The sequence below is a fragment of the Aureliella helgolandensis genome (assembly GCF_007752135.1).
Classification (GTDB): domain Bacteria; phylum Planctomycetota; class Planctomycetia; order Pirellulales; family Pirellulaceae; genus Aureliella; species Aureliella helgolandensis.
The window spans coordinates 7238654-7253353 of sequence record NZ_CP036298.1 but is presented as its reverse complement, the minus strand read 5'-3'; the positions used below and the strand labels follow the sequence as shown (position 1 = coordinate 7253353).

The following is a 14700-nucleotide window of genomic DNA, read 5'->3' as shown; positions in this document are numbered from 1 at the left end:
GGTGGTGTGTTCTGCCGATTACGCAAGTTGTAGCAGTTGGAGATGGGGGAATGCGGAGCGCACTGGAGGCCAAGACAGGAGGCGACTCGTTTTTGTAAGATAGGCTTGAGGAAGAGTTGCCACGTAAACTGAACTCTACGTCTTCCTTGCCACGAGCAAAACATGAATGAGTCGACATTATCGTGCACGCCAGCTTTGGGGCAGGGCCTTCCCCAGTCTGACGCAGTCACCCTGTGGCCGGTGCGACGCGAGCGTTTGCCTCCAGTCACCTCTGAATCGCTGCTGGCTCAAGAGCTCGCGACCGTCCTGCCACCTCCCTGGTTGCGGCAGCTGAACCTTCCCAATTCTCGGACGAATGTCCGCTGCTTGCTTCCCAGAACGCGGGTGGCGAAACGGGTGTTGGATATTGTGGTCGCACTCACTCTGCTGATTGCCACCACTCCGTTGATGCTGCTTGCGGCGATCATTGTGAAACTCACTTCCCGTGGTCCGATCTTTTTCAGCCAAACCCGAGTGGGATTGAACTCGCGGTATGATTCGACCATGGCGGCAGCGAAGCAGCCCCAAGAAATGGAAGGGCCATGCCGCCGGCAGCAGGCGGCCTACGGTCGGCCGTTTCGTATCTACAAATTCCGGACAATGCGCGTCGATTCCGACGCTGGCGGCCCCCAGCAGGTCAAAGCGGGGGATGCTCGCATTATCCCCGCAGGTCGCTGGCTGAGGAAATTGCGAATTGATGAACTGCCGCAATTGGTCAATGTGCTACGTGGCGAAATGTCAATGGTCGGCCCTCGCCCAGAATGCATCGAGTATATGGAGGAGCTGTCGGCGAAGGTGCCCAACTATTTGCAGCGACTAGGCCTCAAGCCGGGGCTGACGGGCATTGCACAGATCGAGGCAGGCTACGCCAATGACCTGGAATCGTATCGTCGTAAAGTTGGCTACGACCTGGTCTATCTGCAGAACTGTTGCCTGTCGAACGACCTGCGTGTCTTAGCTCGCACGGTCCGCGTTGTCCTCACTGGCTTTGGCGCGCTGTGAGCTCCGTGAATGGGAAACTCCGGGGCCGAGCACTGTGGAACCGAGTGCTGCCGCCCTTTCGGCCCCGTCTTCAGCCGCGGCAATTTACTGACGGGCATTGAAGTAGTCCGAAGTGCCCGGTAACAGCCCCCCTGCCCTTTTTCTGGATTTATCGCGTCTGTAGGATCGCGAAAGCTGGAGATCCCTGGTCGACGCTAGGTCGAGCGGAAGCGGAGGGCGCTGGTCAGGGCTGGGATGAGCAAGGCGAGGACGACGGCTCCGAACCAGGGGCCCTCCCAGGCCAACACGACTGCGGCGTCGACCAAAATGAGCGTCAAAATTGCATGCCGCACCGCCAGCTGAACTTTGCGCGATACCGGATGCCAGACTCCAGACAGCCCACGATTGACGACGGTCAAGCCGATCAAGGCGATGAGCAGGGGGAAACCACGCACGGGGTCGAGCGTCCAGACCTGCTCTGCGGAGGTGAGCTTGGGGGCCAAGGCCACGGCTGCGAGCCCCGCGATTTCGAAAAGGATGCCGATGACCAGTACGGCGGATGAACTCTCGCGCTCTTCTTGGCTGGCGTATATCGTCACGCCCAGGATGTACAATCCGATGCCCGCGGCGAAGAGCAGCAAGTCGAGAGGCATTTGTGGGATGGCCTCGGCGCCGTTTACCGCCAGCATCGTGAAGCCGACCATGAGGATATTCAATGTCCGACAAAGGCCCATCAGGACGGGCCCCAACGGAGTCGACTTGAGCACCGAGTTGTAAGCTCGAACCGTCATCGACAGCAGGACCGAAGCCCCAAAAGCGGCTCCGAACCAAAGCTGTTGGACTTCGTGAAAGGAGTTGACCAACAGGATGATTCCGGGGCCGAGCAAAAGCATGGCGGTCGCAATATGGTTGGCCAGCGCGGGCGAAATTCGCCCGGCCACTAGGGGGCGAGAGGCCCGCGTCTCTCGATCTTCCTCGATATCCACGACATCGTTGAGGATCATGCCGGCCCAATAGGCGAACAGCGAGGCGACCACGGTGGGCAGCAATGCGGTCAGCGGCGCAAACCGACTTCCTGCGACAATGGCGGCAGCCAAACAGTCGGAGAAGAGGGTAAACGTATTGGGGAGGCGAACCAGTTGTCCCCAATCGCGGAGGGTGCCCCACTGCAGGCGATCAATGTCCAAGCCGTCTACGTCTGCATCAAGCTGTCGATTCAAAAGTCCAAATCTCCCTAAAATACTGCATCCATCGCAGTTTTGCTTGATGCACGTGGACTAGCGCCCTACCGGTGGAATTGCTACAAGAGAACCGCAGCTGCCGTCCGCTTGGCGGAAGCTGCGGTGGTGGTCCAATGCTGAGTACGCATTGTCGATGTGTTCCGTTGGCTTGGTGCTGGAGTGATCGCCGAGCATGGGAACACGCGGTGGCACGAGAAATGAATTGCCCGCGAGGAACCCCGCGAACTCTTGGTCACCAATGCGTTACTTATTTTCCGCTTCAATCTGTTTGGCCAGGGCTGGGTCGATCGCAACCTGCACACCACGCCCCTCTGTCAGACGCATCTCAACATCAAATTCAATGTCTTCGTGGTCGATATCCCAGAATTTTTTGATGTCATCTTCGTTGACGGCAGCGTAGGAGCGAAAGATGCGAAAGCCGACTCCACGCGCTGGATCGGTAGTGTACCACCATGGGCTGAGCGGCACGTTGGGATCTTCGGTTTTCCAATCTTCGTCGGCCGATCCGAGGCGAGCGGCGCTGCGGAGGAATTCCGCATCGTCTTGAAAGCTACCGCCACGCACCACACGGTTTTCCACCGATTCTGGCCAGCGGACCGACTGCATTAAGCTCATGGGCTGCTTCTGTACCGCGATCGCGGCATACCCCTCTTCGCTATAGCTATCGATCACCCATTCCATGACGTTGCCGTGCATGTCGTGGAGGCCAAAGGGGTTGGGCTGCTTGCCACCAACCGTATGTGGGGATTCATCGGAGTTTTCGTAGTACCACGCAAATTCATCCAGTTGATCGACGTCGTCCCCGAAGTGGTATGCGGTGGTACTGCCAGCGCGGCAAGCGTATTCCCACTCGGCCTCGGTTGGCAAGCGGTATTGATGTCCAGTCAATTTGCTCAACCACTTGGTGTACTGCTTGGCAGAGTACTGTGTCATGGTAACTGCCGGCAGTTTGTCGTCCTGCCCGAATTCGAAGGTGAAACTTGAGTCGTACAATTCCGTGGGGGCGGTTACCGCATCGACTAGGTTGGATTCATTGATCTTCTGGACTCCGGTATCGACGCCGCCTCGCGATTCCAGATCTTTGAACAGCTTGTACATCGACATGTACATTTTGTACTCGGCCCAAGACGTTTCGCACTTGGCGACCCACATCGGCCCTACTTCGACTTCAACTTGCGGTGCTTCATCTTCTCGATGTCCTTCCGCATCTGGGCTGCTGCCCATTTTGAAGGTCCCGCCGGGCACGGGAACCATGTCGATTTCGACCGCTGTACCGGGGATCGTCAGGGTGTAGGGGACGAGGAATCCGCCTTCCACCGCTACACTCGCACCTACGGCCGGTTTTTCAGCGGAAAAACCAAGCTTTTCTAAGCCAGTATCGGCCCCGGACGCTAGGTGGGCGGTGCCAATCCAGCAAGTGCAGAGCAAGGCGGTAATGGCAATGCGCATAAGTATTTCCTCAATATTTATATTGATATCTGGTTGAGCCAATCAATGTCTACTGAACCGTTGGTGCTACGGTGGGACCATTCTAGTCCGCAATGCGATTTCTTGCGAACGTGCTTGCCGGCAAAATCTATCATCTCGCTCCGCCGGCGGGCGTCCTCCGGGCGTTGCTGGGGCTCGGGGAGTTTCCAACACGAGTCCCATTTCGAGGAATTGCTCGTACGGCTGAAGTGTTGAACGGTGGGGAAACCGATGGGCAATCGCCGCAGGCTCAGTCAATCAACGCGCTGCTGAGACGGCCAGCCGCCCAGACTAAAGGAGGGGCTCATGTAGCAAGCAGGACAAGAGAGAGCCAAATCAGTAGGCAAGAGCCACTCGCCACGCACATCGACCACCGCAGCCTCTCAAGCCAAGGCAATCGCGGGAGCACGTCTCGGCGAATGACAAACTGTTCGTCGGGATCGCCCTGTTCAGAAACAAATTCGGGTACGGCAGGCGGGCGATAGAGTAAGACCATGGCAATCGTGAACCACAGAAGGGAGAAGCAGGTTGCCAGTGTGAACACCCGTTCGCCCATGTAACTGTAAATTGCGGCCAGCAACCCGATCCACAGTATCCCGCAGCCTACTTCCGTTTTTGCATTCATGACTTCGCACTCATTTTGGCAAGCCGATTTCTCGCTTGCCTAGGATGATTTTTACTTCTGATAACTGTGCATTGCGCAGGAAACCCACCACGGCAGGAGTTCCCACCTCGGTTTCACCGATCAGCCGCATCAGCTCGCTACTACTGTGGATCGGCTTATCCTCGAAGTGCACGAGTATATCACCGACTTGGAGTCCTGCATCGCGTGCGGGCGAGGGTTCGTGGACAGGAAAGCCCTCCACTCGCACGCCTGGCTGGATATTTCCATCCTGGTCGTACCGCTCGCTGTCTGCCAGTTCGCCCATGCTGATTCCGAGCCAGCCTCTGGCAACCTCACCCTTTTCGATCAATTGCTGGGCCACGCGGCGGGCCACATTGCACGGAATGGAAAAGCTGATTCCCTGGAACCGATCTCCCAGGATTGCGGCATTGACGCCGACGACCTGGCCGAGCGAGTCGACGAGTGGGCCGCCGCTATTGCCTGGATTGAGCGCCACGTCGCTCTGCATTAGGTCGCCGTAGACGTTCCCGGCGGGGATGGCTTGAGCTTCGCGTGTTTCCCGAAAGTCAACTCGATGTTTGCCGCTAATGATGCCGAAGGTGACCGTTTGCTGGAGTCCAAAAGGGCTGCCTACCGCCCACACCGGTGTGCCAATACTGACCGTATCGCTGTCACCCCATTCGGTAGCCATCAAGCCTGACGCGTTGATTTTCAGAACTGCCAAGTCGGTGGTGGGGTCGACGCCAATCACGCGAGCTTGCACGCGACGCCCATCACTCAATGTCACCTCAATCTTCCCAGAGGATTCAATGACATGGTAATTCGTTAGTATGTGCCCCTGCTGGTCGATCACGAAGCCACTCCCCTGCCCTTCCAACAGAGAGTTGGGAGGCATGTTGGGGAGCAGTAGTTTTTCGAGCTGGCTGAGAGACTCTTCTTCCCGCAAGAGGTTGATATGAACGACGCTGGGGCCAACCCGCTGGCTGACCAATTGCGATACATCGGAGAGCGAATTGATGGAGATGCTGCGCAGCCGTTGATTGCTCAATTCGTACTCGGCGCGAAGCTGTCCGCGGTACCAACCGTAGCGAATGTTTTCCACGAGTGAAGGGACCATGAGCCTCGCTAGCAGCAACAAGGCCAAAACCATTACCAGACTTAGGAAGGTAGAGGCGGCCAAGTGCATCGGGGTAGCACTGCGCGGTGGAGTTTCTGCATCGCCCGCTTGAGGCCGCTCCCCTGGTTCGGCCCGGTTGTCCAGTTCGGCCCTGGTATAGATGCGGGGCTCTGGCGCCGGAGGAGCAATCAGCGGGGCAGAGCTCACCGCCTGCGGAGGCTCACCGCTGGTCAAGGCATCAGCAGCTCGGTGGGGCGGAGAGAGAGGCTCCCCTGGTGGTGGCGGTTCGGCAAATTGAAGGCACAACTCAACGAACTTTGCCTCTTCTTGCTCCGCCTGGTCCCTGCTTTCACCTAGCACATCGGACGCGTCTGGTGAGCCGGGAGCGTTCATCGATATCGATCTCTGCTGCGAGGGAGTTGGGGGAGAAGCTCGAGCTGCAAACGAAGGGGCAGGCTCCATTCTATCCGGAAAGAGCTTTAAAAAGCAAAATTTATCGGGGGGAGTGGGCAAATTCGTCGGGGAGTCGCCCACATTCCCGCCACGCGTCCCCCCAGACTCGGCGTTGGTTGATTGCGAGGGACTGGCGTGGGTGTATCATTTCCGCTTCTCTGCCTACCATAGATACCAATACGCGATACTGCTGGGAAAACTGCTCGGTAAACGCCACCTAGGACACTCGCGACAGCGACCTTCCGATTGGGCTGGTCGAAACTCACTAGGTTCCTTCACTCATTTCACAAGAAATCCATGTCCGCTGCACTCAAAACTCGCTTGTTCGACGAACTCAACTCGCATGTCCTGATTGACCCGCACACGCACATCAACCCTCATAGCCCCGCTAGCGAGACGCTGGCAGATATCTTGGGGTACCACTATTACACCGAGTTGGCACATTCGGCCGGAATGCCGCAAAGTCGAATAGAAGACGCGACGCTGACGCCCAAAGAAAAAGTTGGGCGATTGGTCGAGGGGCTGGGGCACCTGGATAATACGGTACAGCTGAGTTGGTTGCTGGAGGCAGCCCGCGAGCTGTTTGGAGTGGAGCTCGACCGGATCGACGCCTCAAATTGGGAGTCGTTGTACGATGCCGCTCAGAAGAAATTTGACCAACCCGATTGGGAGGAGCAAGTCTTGCGGCTCTCCAAGTTGGAGGCGGTATTCTTGACGAACGATTTTGATGATGCACTTGAGGGATTCGATACAGGGAGGTACGTCCCCTGCTTGCGCACCGACGATCTTGTCTTTCATCTCGCCAAGCCAGCCGTGCGACAGCGGCTGCAGGCGTGCTCCGCGACGTCCATCGACTCGTTGGCGAATCTCCAGGTGGCGTTGCGGCAGCGTTTTGAGCATTTCACGGCCCACCAAGTACGGGCCTGTGCGATCAGCCTACCACCTCACTTTACGCCACAGAGGGTTAGCGATGCTGCCGCATCCTCTGCGTTGGACAAGGTTCTAGCTCAAAACGAAGAGGCTAGCGAACAGGAGCGCGCTACGGTTGGCTATTGGATTTTCTGGAAGCTAGCGGAGTTTTGTGCCGAATTCCGCTTGCCCTTCGATCTCATGATTGGCGTTAACCGGGCCGTCTATCCCGCCGGGGTTTTCCAGGGCCAAGACCTCTACGATAGCCGCGTTTCGCTGATTCAGTATCGCGAATTGTTCAACGCATTTCCCTCGGTGACCTTCCCCGTGTCTGTGTTGGCAAGCGTTACCAATCAAGAGTTGGTGAGTTACGCCTGGATATTTCCGAACGTGGTATGCAACGGGCATTGGTGGTACAGCAACACTCCGAGTTTTATTCGCCGCGATCTACAGGCCCGTCTTGAGGCCGTGCCACGCAATAAAATTGTGGGCTACTACAGCGATATGTATAAGCTCGAATTTGCACTCCCAAAATTCGCAATGTTCAAGCGCTGTCTGGCGAGCGTTCTAGCCGAGCATTTCGTAGAGTCGATGGGATGGAGCGAACAGCGCGCCGTTGAGCTTGGCTTGCAGACGCTGCGCGGAAATGTGGAGAGCTTGTTTTATGCTCAGAGTCGCTAACTGTCAGAGTCGCTAACTGGCTGGCAATTGTCAGCTTGAGTCGCCTCTCAATTGCAGTCGAAATGAAATGTGGCGAGTCGACAGCCGGGGCGACTCGCCCGCGAAACGGGCGCGTTTTACCGCTAGTCACGCTGTGAAGTGGTTCGGCGCCTCTCTGAATTCCAGCGTCTCTCAAATTTAGCGAGGGAGCTGTCGAACTAAATGGGGCGAACCAATGGGGAGTGAGCTTGGCTGCCAAGATGGAATTTGGATTGGCCTGCTCCCCACCCCCTCTTCCACTCAGAATCGACGCCGCTGGCTGGAGTGTTCCCGAGACACGGGAATGTCGAGGAGCGGGCAGCAATCGAGTGGGAGTGTGATTGTGAGCCGACAGATTCTCGCCGGCTGAGTTGGGGCCTCTCACTTTCCCTCACTTTCCGTTGCGCTAGCCTTAGTGGACCACTGCGCCGCGTCCAGCTGAGGAGCGTCGACAGCCCGTGCCCGCGTAACTAATCGCCAAGCTGCGGCGCAGGACTCCTTAGTCCTGCAACCACTGGAGTGCTGCAATCACTCGGTTCTCTCTGAGTGAAATTGACGTCTGACCGCGTCTGCTAGGCAAGTGTCCGACCGGTGTGCGGTCGAAAACTTACTGTTTCGTTAGTAATGGTCGGGGGTCATTCTTTCTTTTTCGCCATCCGTGCGGGAAGGCGATTCCGCCTTTCTCCTGGCCGAAGTTGAGTGGATTGCACAGGATGGGGGAGGAGAAGCTTTGCCATTACGGTCTTTAGGGAGGGATCGGAGCCCGTGTGTTGAGTTATTGAGGTGTTGCGGGGCTGTGTTCGTCAGCCTCCGGCGGTACGGGGAGACCAGCGGCCAACGTTAGTTTCTTGGCAAGTATCCGCCAATCGCCCGAAAGTTAGTTGATTAATGTTTCGTAAAAGATTACGTTTAGGAAATACCTAAAGTGGCTGTAGGAGCTTATTCGCTCCTACAGTTTCGTTTGTGTCGCGTATTCTTTCTTTAAGACGGGGTCTTTTTATGTCAAAACGTCACGGTTTTACACTCGTGGAGCTGCTGGTGGTGATCGCCATCATCGGCATCCTGGTCGGGCTACTTCTGCCTGCCGTCCAAGCAGCTCGGGAAGCTGCTCGCCGGATGCAGTGCAGTAATAATTTGAAGCAGATTGCCCTCGCTTCATTGAACTACGAATCCTCGTACGGGCGATTCCCAGCGCTTCAGGCAGGGACAGGGCACATTCACGGAAGCGGGGAAACGAGCAATACGCAACGTGGTTCGATGGGAACCAGTTTCTTCTTGCTCCCCTACATCGAGCAAACCGCTCTCTACAATGGCTTGTCCAACTTGGGCAATAAAGGTCAAGGAGAGCAACCTTGGAGTGGAAACGCACTTTACAAAACAAGGCTGTCGTTCCTTGAGTGCCCTAGTGATGCCGGTGAGTCGGATCCCTACAATGCGGGACGCACACGTACGCTGACCAGCTATGCGTATTGCACGGGTGATAACTATGCTGCCTCCGAATTGTTCTCTCCTGGAGAAGAGCGAGCGGATCAAGGGCTTTCTCGCCAGAAGCGTCCCATCATTCACCGCGGTATGTATGGCCGTTACCACTTCCCGAAGATGGGATCTCTGACCGACGGTACTAGCAACACCATTGCTGTCGCCGAGCGATCGCGTCCGCATGCGGTCAAATCCAAAGGTGTCGCTGTGGCTGTAGCAGGAACGGTATCGACGGTAACTCCGCTGAGTTGCAAAGCTCTGTGGATTGGAACGGGGTACACCGATGCCGCCACTGTGGTGCCAACCAACGACACGCAGCCTGGGTATCGTGGACTGGCCGGGAATACTTTCTTCAATGCGGTCTCCACCATTTTGCCACCGAACTCGGCAACTTGCATCATCCTAGAAGGTAGTACTTCACCTCACTGGTTCCCAGGAATTTGGACACCTACCAGCGAGCATACCGGAGGCGTTCAAGTCGCTTTGGCGGATGGTAGCGTGCATTTCATTAGCGATAGCATCGACTCCGGCAACCAGGCAGCGATTGCGCCGCTAGGCTCTGGTGGTGGCATGAGCCCTTACGGTGTTTGGGGTGCGCTGGGAACCAATTCCGGTGGTGAAGCAGCCCAGCTTCCTAACTAGTGGTACCTCGGAGTCAAGTTGAAATGGCATCAGTCGGATAGCCGTTTCCAGCTTCGCGGAGCATGTCGATTTGAAAACGGGTTCACGCAATTGCATGGGCCCGTTTCTCGTTCTCACTCCAATCGAATTGCGTTCGGAATTGCAATTCGCGACTACTGAATCAACAATGGTTTACACCTTCAGCACTCAAGGAAAATTAGTGTGAAATTATTATATTCTTTGGCGATCATGGGATGCGCCTTTTGCCTTGCCGGATGTGGTCCGGACCTGAGCCATCTCCCTGCGACTGTAACTGCGGAAGGTACTGTTACGTTGGATGGAGCTCCCGTGGAAGGTGCGACGGTGTCCTTCATCGCAGAGCAGGGCAACTACCACGCAACGGCCACCACCGATGCGAGCGGGCATTTCTCGCTCGACGCATTTAAAGAGAAGCCAGGTGCTGTTCCCGGCAGCTATCGCGTCGAAATCAACAAGACGCTGGTTGAGGCAATTGGCAGTGGAGGCGGTGGCGACGAAGGAGGCATTGGGGAAACCAATGTCCAGTTCGGCTTGCCCAAGAAGTACGCCGCAATGGCAACCTCGGGCCTCAGTCACACAATTCCCGAGCAAGGTGATTCCGCCATCACTTTCGAATTGAAATCGAAATAGCCCCCCCTGCCCTCTCTCGGTTTCGAGAAGTAGCACAAGTGCGTGAGGCTACCAGTTTGAGACTTGGTAGTCTTTCAAAAATTTACCCCACAGATGCTCTCCGGTGTTTAGGCCGGAGAGTATCGGGTCGCAAATTCTCGCTGCCGCATCAATCGTGTCCAACGGTGTGCAGAAGCCTCTCTCTGCTTGCTTACGGCGTGTTATCTCAATGGGGTCTTCGTCGGTAATCCAGCCGGTATCGACGCTGTTCATGTGGATGCCCGAGCGGATGTAATCCTGCGCAGAAGTTCGGGTGAGCATGTTGAGCGCGGCTTTGGCCATATTGGTATGAGGATGTGTGTCCCGCTTGAATGCGCGATAGAACACGCCCTCCATGGCCGACACATTGACGATGTGTTTGTCGGCGGTCGTCACTCGCTCCATCAATGGCTTCAACCGGGCGTTGAGCAGGAAGGGGGCGACTGCGTTGACCAGTTGAACTTCCAGCAGTTCCACCGTCGAAATTTGAGCGAGCTTCAGACGCCAGCTGTTGATGTCGCGTAGGTCAACCTGTTGCGCATCGCCGTCATATTTGCCAATCGGAAATACCTCTTTGCCGCAGTGCTGGTCCTCGCCTAAGAGGGCAACCTGTGAAAGCTCGGCGGCGCGCTGAATCCCTGCTAAGCTTCCGGTCACCAAGTCGGCCATCGCGGCGTCAGGTGTCTCAGTCGGTGATCTTCCTGGCTCGTTGGTATCACCAGCGAACGCGTTCGGACCGCCCGGGTTGATGGGGCTCTGGGGGAGTGCGGGAGAGCTCTGGGGTAGGTGAAGAGGTGAGGAATCGGCGGAGCCGGTAGAGTCGGTGGAGTCGACCAGCTGGTGGTAGGCGGCAAGTATGTGTTGCACGGCCTCCGGCAAGGATTCGCGAGGAGTCCGCTCGCCTACCATCAAATGTTCATAAAACCCGCTGGGGCGACGAACCGTTTGGCAGGCGTTGTTGAGGATAAAGTCGAGTCGGGGAAGCGTTTTCAGCAAATGCTCCGCCAACCCCTCAATGCTCGGAGTGTGCCTGAGATCGAGCCCGAAAACCTGCAGACGCTCTAGCCACTGTGCATGGTCTTCCACCGCTGCAAAACGCTCCGCCGCATCGGTGGGGAAACGAGTCGTGACGATTACATGCGCGCCGCAGCGGAGCAGCTTGAGAGCAGCTTCAAAGCCGATTTTCACTCGCCCGCCCGTCAGCAGAGCAAATCGGCCTGTCAAATCGGCCTGTTGATTGCGTTTGGACCAGTTGAATTCGGCGCAGTCCGGACACATTGCATCGTAAAAAAAGTGCACGCGCGTGAAGTCCCGTTTGCATATGTAGCAATTCCTGGGAACTTGCAACTCGGCGATGTAATCCTGGTCTTCGCCGTTAGCCGTGGGGGGCAGGCTGGTTTCAAAGGGTTGCGGCGGGGCGCTCTTCAGACGCCGGGGGGCTTGTCGCAAACGCCGAATGCCCGTTTGTTCCAGGACGCTTTCGTCTTGCTGCTTGCGGTCCGCCTCGGCTTGGCGTCGCTGTGCTCGCTCGGCCCGCACCAATTGTCGCCGGGCTGTGCGACCAGGATGAGCGACCAAACCCGATGCCCGCATGATCCGCTCCTGGTCGGCGTGGCTCAATTGAAGCAGCGGGGTGCGATCCTCGACAATTTGCTCCAAAACGCGAGTAGCGGCCAACAGATCCTCCACGGTGGGGGAAGCTGGAGGTGGCTTGGCAGGTAACGGTTGCGAATCCGGCATAGATAAAGCTGTTTAACTTCCTTTGAAGTTCCCTTCGTCGTCGTAGCGGATGAAGCCAAACCAAAAGAACACGCAGGTGCAGATGGGGAATGTCACCAGGAAGATGGGGCTGAACATGGACATGACTGTCCCGAACCCCAAGAACAGCAGCCACAACCACCAAGTCTCACGAATGAGAGCTAGAAATCGCTTCATTTCAACATAACGCCTTACTTAAATGTTGCGCGGTAAACAGGAATCCAGATCCGTCGAGGGGCGAACGCCAGTGACAATTCGCCATTCAATTCTTTGCTTGCTACAGAACCCGGCTGGAGCACCCAGGGCGCCCGCCGATGTACCCAACCCAGCTGTCCAGTCCCCGGGCAGTGGCCCCCGGTTCTCAGCAAAGCCGAATTGGACTCGACAAAAGCTTGGGCTGCAGGGTGTTTTTTGCTTGGAGACTAGCCGTCTCAATTGCCCTCTGGATTGGGGGAAGGTATGAGGGGGGGACGCTGAAGTCCTATATATCGTGCCACAATCGATGACTTTGTGAAGGTTTGCACAATCAGAATGCAGCGACTTTTCGGGATTCCGCCGCAAATCGTTAGGAAAAAATATTTTCTAAGTGGTGAACCTTGGGGGTGGAGTCGCGTCTTAGAGCTATTGAAACCGCCTGAAGAGGTAGAACGAAAGTTTGTCTTCCGTCGGTCGATAGTGTAAGTTGAATAGATCAACAGATTTCTGCCACTCGGAATGGGCCATTGCGGCCTGAAGTTTTCTTCGCCGTGTCGCAGCGAGTGATCTGTTCTACGGGGCTCGTAGGCTCCATCCCGAGCGTTGCTCGGTATCTTTGTTTCTGAAACTCTCTCTCAGTTCACGTCCTAGTTTGACGTGAGGGAGGAATGCTATGCGTATTACAACAATTTCTAGCGCAGTCGTCTCCGTGGTCGCCCCTGTGGCCCATTACGTGACAGTAGCTGGTATTGCCGTACGTGCATTCGTCCGTCTCGTCTCAATGCGTGGACTCTATGCATTTGGAGAGTTGGGAAAGCGGCTAGAGGATTGCCATTCGTGGTTCGCCTCCGTGGATTACCAGTCGGGTAGTCCGTACGGGTGGCAAATAGGCTCCGGTGCCAAACCGGGCTTATTCCAAAAACTACTTGGTAAACCGCAACTAGCGCTCTGCCCAGCCCCACGTAGGTTGGCTCCAGCCGAATCCAGCGACCGCGGTTAATCCCCGCTTCGCCGGACAAATCCGCTGCTTGGTGCAATACCCGGCAGTCGGCAACCTAGCCAGAGAGAGTATCCATCGGCTCGACGATCGAGAGATCGCTGGTCGTTAGGTATGGCCCCGAATTGATTCCACCCGCTCCCGTTGTGTGCTGGCGGATCGATCGTATTCCACTCGCCGCACTTAGGTGCTTGCGATTGCTGTACTGAGCCGTCTCTCTTGGACTCCCTGCCAGATGCACTGCCCCTGAAGCGTATCCATCCTTGGGGATGATTCGCTTCCATGAGTAAGAGAGACCTAGACATGATAATGGAAACGATCCACAGACCACTCACCTCGGTAGCACAACTGGTTGAGTCGGCTCAATTGGGAGACCGGGATGCCCAAACAGCCCTGTATGAGCGGTATCGCGAATCGGCGATCGCCTTGGCCTATCGCAAAGTGGGGAACTGGGACGAGGCGGAAGAGCTCGTTCAGGATGTGTTTATCCATGCCTTTGACCGCATCGAGCAGTTGCGAGTTCCCGAAGCATTCGGGGGCTGGTTGCGCCAAATAGTGCGTCGCATGGCGATCAACCGCCTAACGCGGCGCCGTACGGCAATTGCCATCGATAGTGAGGTTTTGGAAGCGATCCACACATCCAGCAATACACCACTGGACGGAGTCTTGGATGGCGAGCGTCACGAGCAAGTTCGGAGCGGTCTCCAGCGGCTCGGCGACGTGGACCGAGAGACATTGGAAGCGTTCTACATGGTCGGTCAGTCGTTGATCGAGATGGCAGAGCATTTCGAAGCACCGATCGGAACGATCAAGCGTCGTTTGCACGTGGCTCGCAAGCGTCTTGCTCGCGAAATGGAGAGCTTTCAAGCTCTATAGCCATCTCGCATAAAGCCGAGCTGGTTGTCGTGGCGCGTTGCAGCGTTTCCTCGGAAGTGCTGCAACGTGTGCTGGCGATGGCGTCCTGCATTGCATCAATGCGGGACTGCTCCTCGGCGGAATGCTGTGACCTAGTTGCCCGACTGCCCCGCGCGTTCCGGGTGGCAGCCGACTTGTTTGCCGAGCCGCTTGGCGAGCCGCCGCAGCGAGCGTCGCACTTGGTGAAAGTCGGGCATCGCGCCTTTGCGGGGCCGGATGATCAGACGCATCCCGCTTGGTAGTTCTGCATAGCTCGTTCGAAAGGCTTCGCGAATGACCCGCTTCCACCGGTTCCGCACCGGCGCGTTGCCTACCTTCTTAGATACGCTCAGCCCTAATTGTGTATGGGGTAGCGAGTTGCGAATCGCGTGCACGACTAGACTCTCATCGGCGGCGACTTTTCCAACTCGGAAGACGACGGCAAAATCGACCCCACGCTTGACGCGCATGGCTGCGCGAAACCGTTGGTTGGCTGGCGGCGGCTGATTGGAGGGCTTCATTACTTGGACCTAGCGGC

13 protein-coding genes are annotated in these 14700 nt (G+C 56.6%); 6 read left to right on the top strand and 7 right to left on the bottom strand.

Going from position 1 to position 14700, the window contains the following annotated elements:
- The first annotated feature begins 162 nt into the window (after positions 1-162).
- A complete protein-coding gene (locus tag Q31a_RS25665; protein WP_145084392.1) occupies positions 163-1041 on the top strand; it encodes a sugar transferase in 879 nt (292 codons plus the stop codon).
- Positions 1042-1235: 194 nt separating this feature from the next.
- On the opposite strand, the gene Q31a_RS25660 is transcribed toward Q31a_RS25665, so the two are convergent.
- The 4 genes from Q31a_RS25660 to Q31a_RS25645 form a co-directional block, all read right to left on the bottom strand.
- The gene (locus Q31a_RS25660; RefSeq protein WP_197355703.1) at positions 1236-2240 is read right to left on the bottom strand and encodes a UbiA family prenyltransferase; all 1005 of its coding nucleotides are present in this window, start codon (positions 2238-2240) and stop codon (positions 1236-1238) included.
- Positions 2241-2504: 264 nt separating this feature from the next.
- Positions 2505-3710: a formylglycine-generating enzyme family protein gene (locus Q31a_RS25655; RefSeq protein ID WP_231690937.1), complete on the bottom strand. Its 1206-nt coding sequence runs from the start codon at positions 3708-3710 to the stop codon at positions 2505-2507.
- A 322-nt stretch (positions 3711-4032) separates the two neighbouring features.
- Positions 4033-4353, bottom strand: coding sequence for a hypothetical protein (locus Q31a_RS25650; RefSeq protein ID WP_145084386.1), 321 nt, complete (start codon positions 4351-4353; stop codon positions 4033-4035).
- A gap of 10 nt (positions 4354-4363) precedes the next feature.
- Positions 4364-5863: a S1C family serine protease gene (locus tag Q31a_RS25645; protein WP_197355701.1), complete on the bottom strand. Its 1500-nt coding sequence runs from the start codon at positions 5861-5863 to the stop codon at positions 4364-4366.
- A 357-nt stretch (positions 5864-6220) separates the two neighbouring features.
- Here Q31a_RS25645 and Q31a_RS25640 point away from each other — a divergent pair, with 357 nt between their 5' ends.
- The 3 genes from Q31a_RS25640 to Q31a_RS25630 all read left to right on the top strand — a co-directional run bounded on the left by Q31a_RS25640 (position 6221) and on the right by Q31a_RS25630 (position 10300).
- Positions 6221-7513 carry a glucuronate isomerase gene (locus Q31a_RS25640; protein ID WP_145084379.1) on the top strand — a complete coding sequence of 431 codons (1293 nt, stop codon included), beginning with the start codon at positions 6221-6223 and terminating at the stop codon, positions 7511-7513.
- A 1017-nt stretch (positions 7514-8530) separates the two neighbouring features.
- Complete coding sequence (locus Q31a_RS25635; protein ID WP_145084375.1) at positions 8531-9652, top strand: DUF1559 domain-containing protein; 1122 nt, start codon at positions 8531-8533, stop codon at positions 9650-9652.
- Between the two features lie 201 nt (positions 9653-9853).
- The gene (locus Q31a_RS25630) at positions 9854-10300 is read left to right on the top strand and encodes a carboxypeptidase-like regulatory domain-containing protein (protein WP_145084372.1); all 447 of its coding nucleotides are present in this window, start codon (positions 9854-9856) and stop codon (positions 10298-10300) included.
- 48 nt (positions 10301-10348) lie between these two features.
- Here Q31a_RS25630 and Q31a_RS25625 read toward each other — a convergent pair whose 3' ends face one another.
- Both Q31a_RS25625 and Q31a_RS25620 read right to left on the bottom strand, forming a co-directional pair.
- Positions 10349-12058 (bottom strand): SDR family oxidoreductase, encoded by a 1710-nt coding sequence (locus Q31a_RS25625; RefSeq protein WP_145084369.1) that lies wholly within the window; start codon positions 12056-12058, stop codon positions 10349-10351.
- Between the two features lie 12 nt (positions 12059-12070).
- The gene (locus tag Q31a_RS25620; RefSeq protein WP_145084366.1) at positions 12071-12253 is read right to left on the bottom strand and encodes a hypothetical protein; all 183 of its coding nucleotides are present in this window, start codon (positions 12251-12253) and stop codon (positions 12071-12073) included.
- A gap of 691 nt (positions 12254-12944) precedes the next feature.
- Here Q31a_RS25620 and Q31a_RS25615 point away from each other — a divergent pair.
- Together Q31a_RS25615 and Q31a_RS25610 are read left to right on the top strand one after the other, a co-directional pair.
- Positions 12945-13271, top strand: coding sequence for a hypothetical protein (locus Q31a_RS25615; RefSeq protein ID WP_145084363.1), 327 nt, complete (start codon positions 12945-12947; stop codon positions 13269-13271).
- A 306-nt stretch (positions 13272-13577) separates the two neighbouring features.
- Positions 13578-14144: an RNA polymerase sigma factor gene (locus tag Q31a_RS25610; protein WP_231690936.1), complete on the top strand. Its 567-nt coding sequence runs from the start codon at positions 13578-13580 to the stop codon at positions 14142-14144.
- Between the two features lie 131 nt (positions 14145-14275).
- On the opposite strand, the gene rnpA is transcribed toward Q31a_RS25610, so the two are convergent.
- Positions 14276-14683: a ribonuclease P protein component gene (gene rnpA, locus Q31a_RS25605; RefSeq protein WP_145084357.1), complete on the bottom strand. Its 408-nt coding sequence runs from the start codon at positions 14681-14683 to the stop codon at positions 14276-14278.
- Between the last annotated feature and the right edge of the window lie 17 nt (positions 14684-14700).